The sequence below is a fragment of the Streptomyces sp. NPDC038707 genome (genome assembly GCF_040636485.1).
In the GTDB taxonomy this organism is placed as follows: Bacteria; Actinomycetota; Actinomycetes; order Streptomycetales; family Streptomycetaceae; genus Streptomyces.
Genome location: NZ_JBEZUP010000002.1, coordinates 198187 through 216446, shown reverse-complemented (window position 1 = coordinate 216446; position 18260 = coordinate 198187). Strand labels below are relative to the sequence as shown.

Annotated in this window: 14 protein-coding genes; 4 read left to right on the top strand and 10 right to left on the bottom strand. The window is 70.2% G+C overall.

The window, feature by feature from the left end:
* The first annotated feature begins 299 nt into the window (after positions 1 to 299).
* The 3 genes from AB0E62_RS03595 to AB0E62_RS03585 all read left to right on the top strand — a co-directional run bounded on the left by AB0E62_RS03595 (position 300) and on the right by AB0E62_RS03585 (position 3281).
* A complete protein-coding gene (locus AB0E62_RS03595) occupies positions 300 to 1373 on the top strand; it encodes a ParA family protein (RefSeq protein ID WP_362188088.1) in 1074 nt (357 codons plus the stop codon).
* Positions 1370 to 2464 (top strand): ParB/RepB/Spo0J family partition protein, encoded by a 1095-nt coding sequence (locus AB0E62_RS03590; protein WP_362187428.1) that lies wholly within the window; start codon positions 1370 to 1372, stop codon positions 2462 to 2464. The genes AB0E62_RS03595 and AB0E62_RS03590 overlap by 4 nt, the downstream gene beginning before the upstream one ends.
* Positions 2465 to 2663: 199 nt before the next feature.
* Positions 2664 to 3281 carry a GNAT family N-acetyltransferase gene (locus AB0E62_RS03585; RefSeq protein ID WP_362187425.1) on the top strand — a complete coding sequence of 206 codons (618 nt, stop codon included), beginning with the start codon at positions 2664 to 2666 and terminating at the stop codon, positions 3279 to 3281.
* 67 nt (positions 3282 to 3348) lie between these two features.
* On the opposite strand, the gene trxA is transcribed toward AB0E62_RS03585, so the two are convergent.
* The 7 genes from trxA to AB0E62_RS03550 all read right to left on the bottom strand — a co-directional run bounded on the left by trxA (position 3349) and on the right by AB0E62_RS03550 (position 13168).
* Positions 3349 to 3681, bottom strand: a complete 333-nt coding sequence (gene trxA, locus AB0E62_RS03580) for a thioredoxin (protein ID WP_362187422.1) — start codon at positions 3679 to 3681, stop codon at positions 3349 to 3351.
* 49 nt (positions 3682 to 3730) lie between these two features.
* Positions 3731 to 4699, bottom strand: a complete 969-nt coding sequence (gene trxB, locus AB0E62_RS03575) for a thioredoxin-disulfide reductase (protein WP_362187419.1) — start codon at positions 4697 to 4699, stop codon at positions 3731 to 3733.
* Positions 4700 to 4852: 153 nt separating this feature from the next.
* Entirely contained in the window at positions 4853 to 5782 is a 930-nt protein-coding gene (locus AB0E62_RS03570) for a hypothetical protein (protein WP_362187416.1), read from the bottom strand.
* Complete coding sequence (gene sigM, locus AB0E62_RS03565; protein WP_362187413.1) at positions 5779 to 6534, bottom strand: RNA polymerase sigma factor SigM; 756 nt, start codon at positions 6532 to 6534, stop codon at positions 5779 to 5781. Before sigM ends, AB0E62_RS03570 begins: the two co-directional genes overlap by 4 nt.
* A gap of 26 nt (positions 6535 to 6560) precedes the next feature.
* Positions 6561 to 8282, bottom strand: coding sequence for a protein kinase family protein (locus AB0E62_RS03560; RefSeq protein WP_362187410.1), 1722 nt, complete (start codon positions 8280 to 8282; stop codon positions 6561 to 6563).
* 118 nt (positions 8283 to 8400) lie between these two features.
* The gene (gene murJ / locus AB0E62_RS03555; RefSeq protein ID WP_362187408.1) at positions 8401 to 10749 is read right to left on the bottom strand and encodes a murein biosynthesis integral membrane protein MurJ; all 2349 of its coding nucleotides are present in this window, start codon (positions 10747 to 10749) and stop codon (positions 8401 to 8403) included.
* Positions 10750 to 10795: 46 nt separating this feature from the next.
* Positions 10796 to 13168, bottom strand: coding sequence for a DUF6049 family protein (locus tag AB0E62_RS03550; RefSeq protein ID WP_362187405.1), 2373 nt, complete (start codon positions 13166 to 13168; stop codon positions 10796 to 10798).
* Positions 13169 to 13463: 295 nt separating this feature from the next.
* Between AB0E62_RS03550 and AB0E62_RS03545 the strand changes: the two genes are divergently transcribed.
* Positions 13464 to 14906, top strand: coding sequence for a CCA tRNA nucleotidyltransferase (locus tag AB0E62_RS03545; RefSeq protein ID WP_362187402.1), 1443 nt, complete (start codon positions 13464 to 13466; stop codon positions 14904 to 14906).
* A gap of 123 nt (positions 14907 to 15029) precedes the next feature.
* Here the strand turns inward: AB0E62_RS03545 and AB0E62_RS03540 are convergent, their stop codons facing one another.
* From AB0E62_RS03540 to AB0E62_RS03530, 3 genes are all read right to left on the bottom strand, one after another.
* On the bottom strand, positions 15030 to 16292 hold the full coding sequence (locus tag AB0E62_RS03540; RefSeq protein WP_362187399.1) for an MFS transporter: 1263 nt from the start codon (positions 16290 to 16292) through the stop codon (positions 15030 to 15032).
* Between the two features lie 99 nt (positions 16293 to 16391).
* The gene (locus tag AB0E62_RS03535) at positions 16392 to 17474 is read right to left on the bottom strand and encodes an inositol-3-phosphate synthase (RefSeq protein WP_030615128.1); all 1083 of its coding nucleotides are present in this window, start codon (positions 17472 to 17474) and stop codon (positions 16392 to 16394) included.
* Between the two features lie 43 nt (positions 17475 to 17517).
* A complete protein-coding gene (locus AB0E62_RS03530) occupies positions 17518 to 18201 on the bottom strand; it encodes a PadR family transcriptional regulator (RefSeq protein ID WP_362187396.1) in 684 nt (227 codons plus the stop codon).
* Positions 18202 to 18260 lie beyond the last annotated feature (59 nt).

The following is an 18260-nucleotide window of genomic DNA, read 5'->3' as shown; positions in this document are numbered from 1 at the left end:
CGGCAAGCCGGAGTGTCGCAAAGGTCCGGTCGCAGCCCCTGTGCATCGTGTTTCACGTGAAACGTCGCTCACTGCTGCACGGCATCATCAGTCGTGGCCGCGCTGCGGCCGAACCGCGCGACCGGAAGCCTCTCGGCGCACTCGGAGAGGATCCCGTTTCCCCGGAGGCCCCGTCCCTCTCCTCGGAAGGGCCGGCCCTCCTCCTGGAGGGCCTGTCCCTCTCCAGGGGCACGGAGTTGTCCACAGAGGTGGATTTCTCCACAGATCGCCAGGCCTCACTGGTTCACGACCCCGAAGACATGGGAGGCTCTGTTCATCGCGAGCCTGAAGTCGAGGAGAGTGAATCCTTGCGGTCCGACGCCAACATCGCGGGACCGATGACCGATCCGGTCCCCGGTCCCCGTACCGAGTCGATGGGGGCGGATGTTTCACGTGAAACACCGCCTCCGATGGACGACACACCGATCGGTCGAGCGGCCCAACTGGCGGTGGAGGCTCTCGGCCGCGCCGGCGCCGGCCTGCCGAGACCGGAGCAGACCCGAGTCATCGTGGTCGCCAACCAGAAGGGCGGCGTGGGCAAGACGACCACGACCGTCAACCTCGCCGCCTCGCTGGCTCTGCACGGCGCCCGGGTCCTGGTGATCGACCTCGACCCCCAGGGCAACGCGTCCACTGCCCTCGGGATCGACCACCACGCGGAAGTCCCCTCCATCTACGACGTCCTGGTGGAGAGCAAGCCGCTCGCCGGGGTGGTCCAGCCCGTCACCGACGTCGAGGGACTCTTCTGTGCCCCGGCCACCATCGATCTCGCAGGTGCGGAGATCGAGCTGGTGTCCCTGGTGGCCCGGGAGAGCCGGCTGCAACGGGCCATCCAGGCGTACGAGCAGCCGCTGGACTACATCCTCATCGACTGCCCGCCCTCGCTGGGCCTGCTGACGGTCAACGCTCTCGTCGCGGGGGCCGAGGTGCTGATCCCGATTCAGTGCGAGTACTACGCGCTGGAGGGTCTCGGTCAGCTTCTGCGCAACGTCGATCTGGTGCGGGGGCACCTCAACCCCGCCCTGCATGTGTCGACCATCCTGCTCACCATGTACGACGGCCGGACGCGTCTCGCCTCCCAGGTCGCGGAAGAGGTGCGCAGCCACTTCGGCGACGAGGTGCTGCGGACGAGCATCCCCCGCTCGGTCCGTATCTCGGAGGCGCCGAGTTACGGGCAGACGGTGCTGACTTACGATCCAGGATCGAGCGGTGCCCTTTCGTACCTCGAGGCGGCCCGGGAAATCGCGCTGAGGGGCGTCGGCATCAGCTACGACGCGAGCCAGGCCCACATCGGCGCCCAGAAAGACCAGAGCATGGTGGAGGGGATTCAGTGAGTGAGCGACGGAGGGGGCTGGGCCGTGGTCTCGGCGCACTGATCCCCGCTGCCCCGACCGAGAGGACGCCGGCCTCGCCGGCGCTGGGCGGAGGGTCCACCTCCCCCGCGGCCGTCCCGGTGCTGACCGGCGACCGTGGAGTGGCCGCGGCCAAGGTGGCCTCGTTGGCGCCCGCCGCCCAGGACATCGAGGTGGTTCCGGCGAGCCCCGCCGACGAGGTGCCCGCGCCGCCGATGGGGGCGCACTTCGCCGAGATCCCCCTGGACGCCATCACGCCGAACCCGCGCCAGCCGCGCGAGATCTTCGACGAGGAAGCGCTGCAGGAACTGGTCACCTCCATCAAGGAGGTCGGTCTCCTGCAGCCCGTCGTGGTGCGGCAGCTGGGCCCCGGGCGCTATGAGCTGATCATGGGTGAGCGCCGTTGGCGCGCGTGCCGCGAGGCCGGTCTGGAGGCCATCCCGGCCATCGTGCGGGCCACGGAGGACGAGAAACTTCTCCTGGACGCACTGCTGGAGAACCTGCACCGTGCGCAACTCAACCCGATCGAAGAGGCCGCTGCCTACGACCAGCTGCTGAAGGACTTCGACTGCACCCATGACCAGCTGGCCGACCGGATCGGGCGCTCCCGCCCTCAGGTTTCCAACACGCTGCGTCTGTTGAGACTGTCCCCGGCCGTTCAGAAGCGACTGGCCGCAGGGGTGCTGTCGGCCGGCCATGCACGGGCGCTGCTCGGCGTGGAGGACTCCGAGGAGCAGGACCGGCTCGCGCACCGGATCGTGGCCGAGGGGCTGTCGGTGCGGTCCGTGGAAGAGATCGTGAAGCTGATGGAGTCACGGCCTCAGAAGGCTCCGCGCTCCCGGGGACCCCGGGCCGGTTCCGTGCCCTCCCCGGCGTTCAACGAGCTGGCCACCCGGCTCTCGGACCGCTTCGAGACCCGGGTGAAGGTCGAGTTGGGGCAGAAGAAGGGCAAGATCACCGTCGAGTTCGCCTCCGCCGAGGATCTCGAAAGGATCCTCAGCACGCTCGCCCCGGGTGAGAAGCTGGCTCTCCAGAAGAGTCTCCAGGACGGCAGCGAGGAGTCGCAGGACTGATCCCCGGGCGTGCGCGCCTGCCGGGGCAGTGGAGCGGGTCGTGTCCGGTGTGTACCGGAACACGGCCCGCTCTTTGCTTTGGCACGGTATCGAGCGAATCCGATCGTGGATACGATGCGATCAGCTAGGGCATATCCACCGGTCAGCAGCTGACAGTCGCTCGCGATGCGACGGGCGAAGGAAGCGAGGATCAGCCTTCATGGGGCGTCGGCTCGTGCCGCTCACGCTGGACAACCTTCAGGATCTCCCCCATCGCTGCCGCTCCTGTGTCTTCTGGGAGCTGGATCCCGTCAGCGGCGAAGCGGCGGTGACGGCGGGCACCGCCGCGGTGGAGAAGGAGGCCTGGATCTCCGCCGTTCTGCTGGACTGGGGATCGTGCGGGCGGTTGGTGTACGTCGACGATGTCCCGGCGGGCTTCGCGCTCTACGCCCCGCCGGCCTATGTACCGCGTTCGACGGCCTTCCCGACCAGCCCGCTGTCGCCGGACGCCGTCCAGTTGATCACCGGCTTCGTTCTGCCCGGCTATCAGGGGCAGGGTCTGGGGCGGGTGCTGGTGCAGACGGTCGCCAAGGACCTGTTGCGGCGGGGCTTCAAGGCGATCGAGGCGTTCGGCGACGCCCGCTGGGAACAACCCGCCTGTCTGCTGCCGGCCGACCATCTGCTGGCCGTGGGCTTCAAGACGGTCCGGCAGCATCCCACGCACCCCCGGCTGCGGCTGGACCTGCGGTCCACGCTCTCCTGGAAGGAAGACGTGGAGATGGCACTCGACCGGCTCCTGGGCGCGGTCCAGAAGGAACCCGCGCTGAGGCCGCTCTGAAGAGAGGCCGTGAAACACGAGGGGGCCGACCCGCTCGGGTCGGCCCCCTCGTGTTTCACGTGAAACGTCACTTGGTGATGAACTCGTCGAGGTCACGCAGGAGCGCCGCCTTGGGCTTGGCGCCCACGATGGTCTTGGCGACATCGCCACCCTGGTAGACGTTCAGGGTGGGGATGGACATGACGCCGTACTTGGCGGCCGTGTCCGGGTTCTCGTCGATGTTGAGCTTGACGATCTGGATCTTGTCACCGTGCTCTGCGGCAATCGCCTCCAGGGACGGGGCGATCATGCGGCAGGGGCCGCACCACTCGGCCCAGAAGTCCACCAGAACGGGCTTGTCGCTCTTGAGGACCTCCTCCTCGAAGGTCGCGTCGGTCACAGTCTTCACGTTGCCGGCCACAGTGGGCTCCTTACCTCGGTTAGGCAGTGGGGCGGGGAAAGGGGGAGGTTCAGACAGCCGTCTTCTCGGGCTCCGCCTGGTCCTCGTCCGCGAGGGCGGCGAGGAACCGCTCGGCGTCCAGAGCGGCGGAGCAGCCGGTACCGGCCGCGGTGATCGCCTGGCGGTAGGTGTGGTCGACCACATCACCCGCGGCGAAGACACCGGTCACGTTGGTACGGGTGGACGGCGAGGCGACCTTCAGGTAGCCGTCCTCGTCCAGGTCCAGCTGGCCCTTGAACAGCTCGGTGCGCGGGTCGTGACCGATCGCGATGAACAGGCCCGTCACCGGCAGCTCGGACAGCTCACCGGTCTTGAGGTTCCGCAGCTTCAGGCCGGAGAGCTTCTGGTCGCCCTGGATCTCGGCGACCTCGCTGTCCCAGACGAACTTGATCTTCGGGTCACCGAAGGCACGCTCCTGCATCGCCTTGGAGGCGCGCAGGGTGTCCCGGCGGTGGACGATGGTCACCGACTTGGCGAACCGCGAGAGGAACGTGGCCTCCTCCATCGCGGTGTCACCGCCGCCGATCACGGCGATGTCGTGGTCCTTGAAGAAGAACCCGTCACAGGTGGCGCACCAGGAGACGCCACGGCCCGAGAGCGCGTCCTCGTTCGGCAGGCCCAGCTTGCGGTGCTGGGAGCCGGTGGTCACGATGACGGCCTTCGCCCGGTGGACGGTGCCCGCGGTGTCGGTGACGGTCTTGATCTCACCGGTCAGATCGACGGAGACGATGTCGTCCGGGACGAGCTCCGCGCCGAAGCGTTCGGCCTGGGCGCGCATGTTGTCCATGAGGTCCGGCCCCATGATGCCGTCGCGGAAGCCCGGGAAGTTCTCCACCTCGGTGGTGTTCATCAGCGCGCCGCCCGCGGTGACGGCGCCTTCGAACACCAGGGGCTTCAGCGATGCACGGGCGGTGTACAGCGCCGCCGTGTAGCCTGCGGGCCCGGAGCCGATGATGATCACATTACGGACATCGCTCACGGCTTGATTCCTCGTCTCTGGTCTGCGTCAGTCGACCGGTGAAAGACCCTTTCGGGACTCTCACCCCACCCAACGGATCCTACGGGGCGCGCATTCCCGGTGTGTCCGGGCACACGCCCGCCCCAGAGCGGCCGAAGGGGTGGCCCAGCGGCCTCAGGGACGCGCGAGGGACTGCTTCAGCAGAACCGTGCCGGCCGACGAGGGCTGGCGCTGTACGCAGGACGCGTCGACCACATAGGCCGTGACCCGCTCGTTGTCATGGATGTCGGCCACCACGACGAGATAGGCGGACCTGCCCGCGTAGGTTCCCGTCTTGGCGCCGAGCACATCGACGTCCTGCCGGAGCGTCTGCCGGACACAGTCGGGGACGGGGACCGCGGTCCGGAGGAAGGTGCTCGGCCCCTCGGTGGTTCCGGATGAGCGTGACCCGTCGTCCGGGCGCTGCCGAGGCCCGTCGCCGCCGTGCGGCAGCATCTTCTGGGCGGCGAGAAGGGAGTGGACCTGATTCTCCACGCTGTCGCCGGAGAAGGCACTGGCCGAGGCGCTGGGGGTGCCATGGGCCGACGAGTGGTCGGAGGAACCGGAGAGGGACGTCATGAGCAGGCTTCCGGCACCCAGGACCGCGGCCGTGAGAACGGCACCCAGGACGAACCGGCCACGTCGCCGGCCGCGCCCGGCCCCCTTGCGTCCCGGTCCGGCCGTGGCACGGGGGCGTCCTGCGGGGCGGTCGGTGGGGCGATCGGCGGGACGCCCGGCTGAGCGGTCAGCGTGGTGATCCGCAGCGAGCGATGTTTCACGTGAAACATCGCTCGCGATGTCCTCGGTGCTCACGCTGGGCGTGGCCTCGGCGGCGAGGACGGCCTCGAGACGCGCCGCGACATCATCCGGCATGCGCTCCGGCACGGGCAGAGAGCCGAGCAGACCCCGGATCTCCTCCAGCGAGGCGTACACGTCCGCACACGAGGCGCACACGTCCAGGTGGCGCCGCACGTCCCTGACCCGGTCCGGTGCGAGCAGGCCCTCGGTGAGGTCGGAGATCTCCGCGATGTCCGGGTGCCCGGCGGTGTCCGTCATCGAGGTCATGCTCGCCCACCTCCGCCCTTCACTACGGCTGCATCGCTCGGCCCCGCGCCCTTGGGGGGTTCGCTCGGTGATCCCGTCGCCGGTGGGACGGATGGCTTCTGCCGCCGGTTCCGTCCCGGACCGTTTTCCTTCCCGGTCCCGGTCCCGGCACCGCCCGGCCCCGGGTCTTCGGTGCCTCCGATCCGCAGGTGGGTGAGCAGGGGCAGCAGCCTGGCCCGGCCGCGGGCGCACCGGCTCTTCACCGTCCCCGTCGGCACCTCCAGGATTCGCGCGGCCTCCGCCACGGGATAGCCCTGCATGTCCACCAGGACCAGGGCCGCGCGCTGTTCCGGAGGAAGGGTGCCGAGCGCTTCGACAAGCTGACGGTGCACGTCCTTGCGCTCGGCCGGCGCCGAGGCGGACTCGTGCGGCTCCAGCAGTTGCTCCAGCCGTTCGGTGTCGTCGACCGGGGCGGTCTTCCGGGATGCGGCCTTCCGCGCCCGGTCCAGGCAGGCATTCACCGTGATCCGGTGCAGCCAGGTCGTGACGGCCGACTGGCCCCGGAAGGTGTGGGCGGCCCGGTAGGCCGACACCAGGGCGTCCTGAACGGCGTCCGCCGCCTCTTCCCGGTCCCCCAGCGTCCGCAGGGCCACGGCCCAGAGCCGGTCCCGGTGCCGTCGCACGATCTCACCGAAGGCCTCCGGGTCGCCTTCCACGTGGCGGGCGAGCAGGTCCCGGTCGTCCACCCCGTCGTATCCGGCGCCCTCCGCCATCTGCCCCCTCCGGTCCCGGCGAGACGTCAGCCCGTGAACTTCACTTCGCCGATGGCCTGCTTGTAACCCGCCCTGGAATACAGGGTGGAGTCGTAGCCCGAATTCGGTACGGCCGTCAGCCAGACGAGGACGTACTGCGTCTTGATCTGCTTGGTCACCTTCACCGTGGCGCTGGTGCCCGTGGTCGTCACGCTGCCGATCTTCGTCATGGAGTCCATCGAGACCGGGGTCAGAGAGTCCGTGGCGTACAGCTCGACCGTCGTGTGGTCGCCGCCGTAGCGCAGATCGAGGGTGGCCGTGCTGAGCTTCCTGGCCGAGCCGAGGTCGTACACGATGCCGACGCCGGGCTTGAACGGCGCGATCGGCGGGCCCTCGTTGAAGCTCTTGGTCTTCCAGTACGTCGATGCGTCACCGTCGTAGGTGTTGGGGACCTTCCCGGGGCTCTGGGGGTCGCCCTTGGCGACGAACTCCTGGCCGTTCTGGATCTTTATCGGAACCGGCTTCGGCTTCACGGCGTCCTTGCCGCCGCCGTCCGTCGTCTGGCTCTTGTTGGTGTCGTCCGACTTGTCGCCCCGGTCCATCAGGGCGTCCGCCAGCTGCCAGCTGCCCAGGCCCAGCGCGGCGATGAGCAGGGCCGACACCGCCCACTTCAGGGCCTTGCCGGTACGGCTCTGCAGCGGGGGCGGCGGAGGCACGATGGGGGCGGTGACACCGGCGTGCGGGGCCGGGTGACCGTAGCTGCCCTGCTGGTAGGTCGTGCGCTGGTAGTCCGCCGGAGTGGTGAACGCCGGCTCGGGCGGGCGGATGCGCGGCATCTCGCCGATCGCCTTCACGAGTTCTTCCGGCGTGGTGCACGGTGCCTCGTGCCGGGACGCCGTGGCCCCGTCGTTGACCAGGGCACGCATGGACAGCTCGGACAGCCCGCGGTGCACCCCGGCCCGCACCTGGTCCGGGGGGATGAGACCGATGTCCTTGGGCAGGCCGGCCAGGCCGTAGGCGTCGTTCTCGTACGGCCAGCGCTGGGTCAGTGCCGCGTACAGCAGGGCACCGATCGCTTCGGTGTCGGCGCGCTGCGGGGTGGCGGAACTGACGCCGCGCAGCGCCGCGTTCACGGCGAGGCCGCGGATGCGCCACTGGCCGGTGGAGGTGCGCAGGACGGCGTTCGGGTTCAGCCGCAGATGGGCGAGGCCCTCCCGGTGCGCGGCGGCCATGGCCGCCGCGACCTGATGGACCATCTGGTAGGCGTCGTGCGGCTCCAGCGGGCCGCCGGTGAGGAGAGTGGACAGCTCGATGGCGTCGGGCAGCCACTCGTGGACGACGTAGACGAGGTCGTTCTCCTCGACGGCGTCGAGGACCTGGACGAAGCGGGGGTCGCCGAGGAGTGCGGAGGAACGGGCGGCGGCGAGGACGGAGCGGGCCCGGGTGTGGTGCGCGGGCAGGACATGGACGCCGACGGCCCGGCGGAGCTTCTCGTCGACCGCCCGCCAACTGCTGAACCCGTCCAGACGGGTGACGCACTCCTCCAGCCGGTAGCGCCTGGCGAGCTTGTGACCGCTGTGCAACTCCGGCGGGGAGGCCTTCCGTCCGGGTCCTTCGGTACCGCCGCTGCCCTGTGCCTCGTCGCTGTCCGTGTCCCGCTCCGGGTTCTTGGCCACCCCGTCGGCCGTGGACTGGTCCGCCTGGGCGGTCAGCGGCTGCTCACCGCTGTTGTCTGCCACGTCGACGGCAGCTGTGCTCCGTTCCGCCACCGTCGTCCCTGCCTCCCCATCCGTTGCACGCTGTCCGACGCCGAAACCAATTGTGCCCACAGTCCGCCGCTATGCACGACACGCGGCGGCGGACGATGGTTGTGCGCCTACCCTTGCCTCAGCGCCCCAGACGTCCCCGCACCATTCCGACGAGCGAGTTGAGTTCCTCGATGCGCATCCGCCGGGCGGCGACGAAGAAGACGCCGAACAGGACGGCACCGCCGGCGATCAGCGCGGCGAAGGAGCCGAGGACGCCCAGGCCCAGTGTGTGCCCGACGCCGTAGCAGGCCGCACCGCTGAGCAGGGCGGCCGGCACCGAGGCGATGCCCAGGCGCGCGTACGTGCGCAGCACCCGGGAGCCGTCCAGGTCCCCGCCCAGCCGCTTGCGCAGCCGGCGCCAGGCGACGCCCACCCCGATGGCATAGGCGAGACCGTAGGCGGCGGCCATGCCCGCGACCGCCCAGCGGGCCGGCAGCAGGAAGTAGCACAGCGCCGAGGCGCCGGCGTTCACGGCGGCCACGATGACCGTGTTGTAGAAGGGGGTGCGGGTGTCCTCGTACGCATAGAAGGCGCGCAGGACGACGTACTGCACCGAGTACGGGATCAGGCCGAGGCCGAAGGCCATCAGCATGTAGCCCATGTTGGTGGCCGCGCCCGTGCCGGCGGAACCGAAGATCAGCGTGCACATCGGGACGCCGAGCGAGACGAACCCGAACGCGATGGGCACGATGGCGACGGCGGTGGTGCGCAGGCCCTGGGAGATGTCGTCACGGACGGCGCCCGTGTCGTTCTCGGAGGCCGAGCGCGAGATGCGCGGCAGCAGCGCCGCCATCAGGGACACGGTGATGATCGCCTGCGGCAGGCCCCAGATCAGCTGGGCGTTGGCGTAGGCGGCGAAGCCGGCGCCCTTGATGCCGGAGTCCGCGCCGGCGGCGGTCGACAGCTGGGTCACCACCATGGCGCCCGCCTGGTTGGCGAGGACGAACAGGACCGTCCACTTGGCGAGCATCGCGGCCTTGCCCAGGCCGTGGCCCTTCCAGTCGAAGCGCAGCCGGATCCGGAAGCCGGTCTCGCGCAGGTAGGGGATCATCGCCAGGGCCTGGACGACCAGGCCGAGCAGCACACCGACGCCGAGCAGCCGCTGGCCCTCCGGCGGGATGCTGGTGACGTCCATGTGCGAGTTGGCGGCGGTGCCGTAGACCCAGATGAACATGCCGAGCGTCACGATGATGACGATGTTGTTCAGGACCGGCGTCCACATCATCGCGCCGAACTTCCCGCGCGCGTTGAGGATCTGCCCCATCACCACGTGAATGCCCATGAAGAAGATCGAGGGCAGGAAGTAGCGGGTGAAGGTGACCGCGACGTCGTTGGCCGCCGGGTTGCTGGCCACGGGGTTGGCCAGCAGCCGCACCAGCAGGGGCGCGGCGAACATCGCGAGTCCGGTCAGCGCGGCCAGCGCGACCATCACCAGCGTCAGGAGCCGGTTGGCGAAGGCCTCGCCGCCGTCCTCGTCCTCCTTCATGGAGCGTACGAGCTGGGGCACGAACACGGAGTTCAGACCGCCGCCGACGGTGAGGATGTAGATCATCGTCGGCAGCTGGTAGGCCACCTGGAAGGAGTCGGCGAGGAAGCCGAGGCCGAGCGCGGCGGCGATCAGCGCGGAGCGGATGAAGCCGGTCAGGCGGGAGACCATCGTGCCCGCCGCCATGACGGCGCTGGACTTGAGCAGCCCGGCGGCCTTCCCGCCCTTCTTCGCGGGGGCCGCGGGTGCCACGGGGGTCACGGCGGCGGGGGTGTCGCCGGCCGCGGGGACCTCCTGCTGCACGGAGCCGGGGTCCGCGGCGACGGCGGGCGCGGGCACCGGGGAGTGGGCCGGGTGTCCGGGGGCGGAGGGAGCAGTCGGGTAGCCGCCGTCCGCGTACGCCTGGCCCTGCCCGTACTGCTGCGGGTACGGACCGCCCCCGTAGGCGGCGGCCGGGGGATCAAGCGGCGCGTGCCCGCCGCTCTGCTGCTGGTCCTTGAAGAGATGCGCGAAGGCGTCCGGTTCGTGGTACTCCTCGCCGGAGTGGGTGACCAGATCGTCCACACCCACGAACTGGGTCGTGCGCGGGTCCTCGCCGTACGGCAGGTACTGGGTGGCGCCTCCCGGCTCCGGCGCGGGCGGCTGCGCCCACACGCGGGGGTCGGGCGCGTACGGCGACTGGGCGGGCGGTGCGTACGGCGGCTGCTGGGGGTCGTACGAGCCCGGGGGCGGCGGCGGGTGCGCGGCACGGTCGTAGAGCGCCTCGGCGACCGGGTCCTGGGCGGACAGGTCGTGCGCCCGGTAGGGGTCCTGTTCGTAGGCGTCCTGGAGATACATGTCCGCCGCGTGCTGCGGCGGCACCTGGCCGGGCTCGGGCGGCGGCTCGGGGTAGCCCGAGCCGGCCGCGCCCTGGCCGCGGTCACCGTCGTACGGCGCGTTCATGCTTACCCCACCTCATCGTCCCGGGCCACACCGGCCACGACATCGCTCAACGGTCCACTCTCTCACCCGTCCCGGACGGGTCGGCGCTTTCCGGTGCGGTGTCCGGCGCAGGGTCACTCGGCTGCTCCGGGTCGTCTGCCCCGGAGGCGGAGTCGGACTCCTGCGGGAGACGGCCCTCGGGTGCCCCGGGGTTCCCGGGATCGGCCGGGTCCTTCGCGGCCGTGTCGGGGCCGTCGTCCTCGGGCTGCCGGGCGGCGGCGCGCTTGCGCTGGGTGTACATCCGGAAGCCCGCGAGGACGAGGAGCAGGACGCCGCCGCCGATGACCAGCATCACGGTGGGGGTGACCTCGGTGACCTTCACATCGAAGGTGACAGGCTCGCCGTAGGCGCGGCCGTCCTCGGTGTACAGCTGGGCGACGACCGCGACGCGGCCGTTGGCGTTGGCCGAGGTGGTGAACTTCACCGACTGGCTGTGCCCGCCGGAGATCTCCACGGGCTGCTCGTAGTAGGCCTTGCCGCCGATCTCCAGTCGGGTGGGCATGGTCGACTCCAGGCGCAGCACCAGATGGCCGACGGGCTGGACCAGGTTGTTCTGGACCGTGACCGGGATGGTGGCGCTGCGGCCCGAGAGCTTGGTCTCGGACTTGTCGATCAGCTTCACCTGGACGGCCAGCTCGTCGAGCCACGCCTTCACGCCGTCGCGATAGTCCTCGGCCGCGCCTCGCTCGCCCCGCCAGGAGGTGGACATGTCCCGGTTTATGGCCCGTCCGAACGGGGTGACGACGCGGGACTGGTCGCTGAGGATCACACGGAAGTTGTCGAGCTTGGCCTGGGTGCGGGTGATCTGCTCGAAGGCCGTGCGGGGCAGCTCCTGCCGGCGCAGCGAGGAGGGGTAGGCGGACGCCGGGGGGATACGGGTGGTGGCGGCCGGGTCGGGCTTGTCCTTCGAGGTCGCGGTGAGGTCCTGGGGCTGGGCCCAGGTGCCGCCCTGGAGGGCCTTCACGGCTGCCGCCATCGCCTGCGCCTGGCTCGCCGTGGGCATGCGCTGCGGGGCGACGAGAATGCTGCGCTGCTTGTCGGTCTGTGTGTTCACTTCCAGGCTCTGGGCCAGGAACCGCTGCACGGCCAGAGTGGTCGCGCCCGCCTTCGTCAGGTCGCCCTCGAACGCGGTGGACAGCCGGCTGTCGGCGACCACCACCGTGGTGCCCCCGCCGACCGGGCGGGCTGCGGACGGCGTGTACGGCAGCCCGGCGGTCTCCTGGAGGCTGTCGCTGCGGGCGATCACCCGGTCCGCTCCGGCGGAGGTCGCGACCTTCATGATCGACCGGTCCACGGCGCCCTCGACCGGCCAGGCGAAGTCGGTGCTCGGTGTGACGTGGAGCACGGTCTTGACGGTGGTCGCGGCGACGTCGGTGGCGTCCTTGAGGTGGCTGAGCGAGCCGGTGACGCTCGTGCCGTGGTGCGCGAGGGAGGCCAGGTCGGGGTCGGCGAAGGGCAGCGCGACGACCTCCTTGCCGGCCACCGCCTTCTGCAGGGCGGCCAGCCACTGCTTCGCGGCCGCCTGGTGCTCGCGCGGGCCGGGCGTGCTCGTGCCGTCCGCGGCCTGGATCCGGTAGTTGCCCACGGCCATCGCGTCGACCGAGGCCAGCAGGTCCGGGTCGATCACCCAGGTGACATCGAGGTCCTTGCCCAGGTCCACCATCTGGGCCAGGCGGCCGCCGGGCACCAGGTCCTTCGCCAGGTCGTCGTCGAGGAACTCCGGTGTCTGGAGATCACCCGCGCCGGTCTTGGCCGTCATGTGGACCGTGGAGAGCAGCGGCCACAGGAACGTCGTCTTCGTCTTCGTGTCGGCGTTCGACGGCTGCCACGGCAGGAAGGTCCGCTGGATGCCGAGCACCCGGGACCAGGGCTGGGCGGAGGTCTCGCCGGAGAGGGCGACCCCGAGCTCGTAGACCCCGTCGTCGCCGAGGTCGAGCTTGTCGACGGGGACGGAGATGCTGAAGTGCTCGGTGACGCCCGGAGCGAGCTTGTCGAACTTCTCCTCGTACTTGTCGCCGACTTCGGCGCCGGTGCCGGCCTGCGGGTCGTCGGAGTGCCGGGCGACGGAGTCGATGTCCGAGCGGGTGGTCAGCTGGGGGCCGACCCGAAGGCCCACATGGGCGTCGGTGACGGCCTGCTTGCCGTCGTTGGTCACCGTGCCGGACACGGTCAGCGTGTCACCGTCCGTGGGGGCACTGGGGCTGAACGAGTCCAGGGAGACGGACACTGTGTCCGAAGAGGCGGCCTGTGCCGGGGCGGCGGCGGGCAGCTGGAGCAGACCGGCCAGCAGGGGCGCGCCGGTGAGCAGTGCTCCGGCGCGCCGCAGCCACCGGCGGGCAGGTGAGGCACTGGTCCCCTGGAAGTCAGCCGCCTCGGCCACGCGCTCGCCCGTCCCTCGTCGTCAGTGGTCGTCGGAATGTGCGTCCACGCATGGTAACGATGCGCGCTGAAGGGAAGTGCCGCGGTCTCCTTCACAAGATCGGCCAAGGGCCGTGACCCGTCCTCTATATCCAGTATCGAGGGGAGAGCGGTCGTACGCCGCAAGAGCTGCGCTTGTGGGGGGTATGCCGGGAGCTGTCCCACCGTTTCGACGGGGTGCCCCGGAGCGCCCGCCCGGCGATGACCGGCACCGGTCACGCCGCCCCCCGGCGCCCGGGCACGTACCCTCTTCTGTTGTGCCGAACCCCAACGAAGACACTCCCTCCGCCCTGAGCCAGGCGCAGCAGCGCGCGGTCGCCGAGCTGCTGCGGGTGGCCCCCGTGGCCGACGACCTCGCCCGCCGATTCCAGGAAGCCGGGTTCTCGCTCGCCCTGGTCGGCGGATCCGTCCGTGACGCGCTGCTCGGCCGGCTCGGCAACGACCTGGACTTCACCACTGACGCCCGCCCCGAGGACGTACTGAAGATCGTCCGGCCATGGGCGGACGCCGTCTGGGAGGTGGGAATCGCCTTCGGCACGGTCGGTGCGCAGAAGGGCGGCTACCAGATCGAGATCACCACCTACCGGTCGGAGGCCTACGACCGCACCTCCCGCAAGCCGGAGGTGTCGTACGGCGACTCCATCGAGGAGGACCTGGTCCGCCGCGACTTCACGGTCAACGCGATGGCCGTGGCGCTGCCGGAGAAGACGTTCATCGATCCGCACGGGGGCCTGGAGGACCTCGCCGCCCGTGTGCTGAGGACCCCGGGCACGCCCGAGGAGTCCTTCTCGGACGATCCCCTGCGCATGATGCGGGCCGCCCGGTTCGCCGCCCAGCTGGACTTCGCGGTGGCTCCCGAGGTCGTGACCGCCATGACGGAGATGGCCGGACGGATCGAGATCGTCTCGGCGGAGCGGGTCCGGGACGAGCTCAACAAGCTCCTTCTGTCCACGCACCCGCGCAAGGGGCTGACGCTGCTGGTCGACACCGGGATCGCCGAGTACGTCCTGCCCGAGCTGCCGGCGCTGCGGCTGGAGAGCGACGAGCACCACCGGCACAAGGACGTCTACGAGCACACGCTGATCGTCCTGGAGCAGGCCATCGCGCTGGAGGAGGGCGGTCCGGACCTCACGCTCCGGCTGGCCGCGCTGCTGCACGACATCGGCAAGCCGCGCACCCGCCGTTTCGAGAAGGACGGCCGGGTCTCCTTCCACCACCACGAGGTGGTCGGCGCCAAGATGACCAAGAAGCGCATGACCGCTCTGAAGTACTCCAACGAGCTGGTGAAGGACGTCTCCCGGCTGGTCGAACTGCATCTGCGGTTCCATGGCTACGGCACCGGGGAGTGGACGGACTCGGCGGTCCGCCGCTATGTCCGTGACGCGGGCCCGCTGCTGGACCGTCTGCACAAGCTGACCCGCTCCGACTGCACCACGCGCAACAAGCGCAAGGCGGTGGCGCTCTCCCGGGCCTACGACGGCCTGGAGGAGCGCATCGCCCAGCTGAAGGAGAAGGAGGAGCTGGACGCCATCCGGCCCGACCTCGACGGCAACCAGATCATGGAGATCCTGGGGGTCGGCCCGGGCCCGGCCGTCGGCAAGGCGTACAAGCACATGCTGGAGCTGCGCCTGGAGCACGGCCCCATGGAACACGGCGCCGCGGTGGCGGCCCTCAAGGAATGGTGGGCCGCACAGAGCTGAGCCGGGCCCCGGCGATGTTTCACGTGAAACGTCCGTCCGGGACGGAACACCGAGGGCCGATGTTTCACGTGAAACATCGGCCCTTTCGCTGTCCTCTCGCGGTGTCCGGACGGGCCCGTCGGCTCAGTGGCGACCGGAGCGGGCCAGGGACGCGGCGATCACGCCGTAGACGACGGCGACCAGCACCACCAGCACCGCTGAGCGGCCGTCCGGTGGAAGCATCAGCGCCGCCACCCCCGCCGCGCCGACGAAGGCGACGTTGAAGAGGACGTCGTACACGGCGAAGACGCGACCGCGGAAGCCGTCCTCCACACACGCCTGGACGATCGTGTCCGTGGCGATCTTGGCTCCCTGGGTGATCAGCCCCAGGACGAAGGCGGCGATCATGAGCGGTGCGGTGGCGAACGGGAGCCCCAGGACGGGTTCCAGCACCATGGCCGCGCCGGAGCACACGACGATCCAGCGACGGGGGCCGAGCCGTCCCGCCGCCCAGGGCGTCACCACGGCCGCCGCGAAGAACCCGGCACCGGACAGCGCCAGTGCGACCCCCAGTAGGCGCAGTCCCTCGCTGGGGTTGTCGGCCAGGGCGTACCGGCAGAGCATGAGCAGCAGCACGAGGAGCGCCCCGTAGCAGAAGCGCATCAACGTCATCGCGGCCAGGGCCCAGGCCGCCTCGCGGCGACGGGGGGCCGTCAGGTGGCGGAGGGCCGCCGGCAACTCGCGCGCGGTGCCGGCGAGCGCCGTGCCGAGACGGGGACGGGCCGGGCGCCGGTCGGGACCGAGGAGGCCGGGGGCCAGGCGCAGGGACGCGAGGCTCGCGGCCAGATACAGAAGGGCTCCGCACAGGACCACCGCCGCGTCCGAATCCGCCGCCACCATCCGTACGCCGAAGGCGAGGCCGCCTCCGGCGGTGGCGGCGAGGGTGCCGGCCGTCGGGGAGAGCGAGTTGGCCAGCACCAGGCGCGGGGCGTCGACGACCCGGGGCAGGGCGGCGGAGAGCCCGGCGAGCACGAAGCGGTTGACGGCCGTGACGCACAGCGCGGAGCCGTAGAACAGCCAGTCGGGGGCACGGCTGGTGATCAGCACCGCGGTGGCCGCCGCCAGCAGGGCCCGCAGCAGATTGCCGTGGACGAAGACCTGCCGGCGCCGCCAGCGGTCCAGCAGGGCACCGGCGAACGGGCCGACCAGGGAGTACGGAAGCAGCAGCACGGCCATGGCCGAGGCGATGGCCGCGGCCGAGGTCTGTTTCTCGGGGGAGAAGACGACGTACGCGGCGAGCGCGACCTGGTAGACACCGTCGGCGCCCTGGGACAGGAGGCGGACGCACAGCAGGCGCCGGAAGTTCCGCAGGCCCCACAGCAGGCGCAGGTCACGTACGACGGGCATGGGCGACAGCCTCACACACGCGGAAGGTCCCCGGGTCACGTGGCCCGGGGACCTTCACAGCCCTGGCAGGAGCGTTTCGTGCGAGCGGTTCTCAGCGCCTCAGCGCTCGACCTCGCCGCGGATGAACTTCTCGACGTTCTCGCGGGCCTCGTCATCGAAGTACTGGACCGGCGGGGACTTCATGAAGTACGAGGAGGCCGACAGGATCGGGCCGCCGATGCCGCGGTCCTTGGCGATCTTCGCGGCGCGCAGGGCGTCGATGATGACACCGGCGGAGTTCGGGGAGTCCCAGACCTCCAGCTTGTACTCCAGGTTCAGCGGGACGTCACCGAAGGCGCGGCCCTCCAGGCGGACGTAGGCCCACTTGCGGTCGTCCAGCCAGGCCACGTAGTCGGACGGGCCGATGTGGACGTTCTTCTCGCCGAGGTCCCGGTCGGGGATCTGAGAGGTGACGGCCTGGGTCTTGGAGATCTTCTTGGACTCCAGGCGCTCGCGCTCGAGCATGTTCTTGAAGTCCATGTTGCCGCCGACGTTCAGCTGCATCGTGCGGTCGAGGATGACACCGCGGTCCTCGAACAGCTTCGCCATGACGCGGTGCGTGATGGTGGCGCCGACCTGGGACTTGATGTCGTCACCGACGATCGGGACGCCCGCCTCGGTGAACTTGTCCGCCCACTCCTTGGTGCCGGCGATGAAGACCGGAAGGGCGTTGACGAAGGCGACCTTGGCGTCGATGGCGCACTGGGCGTAGAACTTCGCCGCGTCCTCGGAACCCACGGGCAGGTAGCAGACCAGGACGTCGACCTGCTTGTCCTTCAGGACCTGGACGACGTCGACCGGCTCCTCGGCGGACTCCTCGATGGTCTCGCGGTAGTACTTGCCGAGGCCGTCGAGGGTGTGGCCGCGCTGGACGGTGACACCGGTGCTGGGCACGTCGCAGATCTTGATGGTGTTGTTCTCGGAGGCGCCGATGGCGTCCGCGAGGTCCAGACCGACCTTCTTGGCGTCGACGTCGAACGCCGCGACGAACTCGACGTCGCGCACGTGGTAGTCACCGAACTGCACGTGCATCAGGCCGGGCACCTTGGACGCCGGGTCGGCGTCCTTGTAGTACTCGACGCCCTGCACCAGCGACGCGGCGCAGTTGCCCACGCCGACGATGGCTACGCGAACCGAACCCATTCCGGTTGCTCCCTGTGTGTACGAGTGAGGCCCTGACTGGGTCTCACGTGGCGGTGTCGTCGGGCGTATCCGTGCGGGGGGCCTCCCCGCGACGGGGCAGGCCGCCCGTCGATCCAGTGGTGGTGTCCTGCTGAGCGGCCCCCCCGGACGCGGAACCCCTCAGGTCCCGCCCGGCCCGCTCGCTCTCGATGAGCTCGTTCAGCCAGCGCACTTCGCGCTCCACGGACTCCATCCCGTGGCGCTGGAGCTCGAGCGTGTAGTCGTCGAGGCGCTCCCGGGTGCGCACCAGTGAGGCGCGCATCTTCTCCAGGCGCTCCTCCAGGCGACTGCGCCGGCCCTCCAGGACGCGCATGCGCACATCGCGGGAGGTCTGCCCGAAGAAGGCGAACCGCGCGGCGAAGTGCTCGTCCTCGTAGGCGTCGGGGCCGGTCTGCGAGAGCAGTTCCTCGAAGTGTTCCTTGCCTTCCGCCGTCAGCCGGTAAACGATCTTGGCGCGGCGTCCGGCGAGGGGAGCGGCGAGGGCGTCGTCATGCGTGTTCCCGGGCTCCTCGACCAGCCAGCCGCTGGCGACCAGCGTCTTGAGGCAGGGATAGAGCGTCCCGTAGCTGAACGCACGGAACACACCCAGCGACGTGTTCAGCCGTTTGCGCAGCTCATAGCCGTGCATCGGGGACTCCCGCAGCAGGCCGAGCACGGCGAACTCGAGGATGCCGGAACGTCGGCTCATCGTCGCCTCCTCCCGGCCCCGCGGGGCAGTCCCGCAGGTCTCGCCGTGCCTGTCAGCGT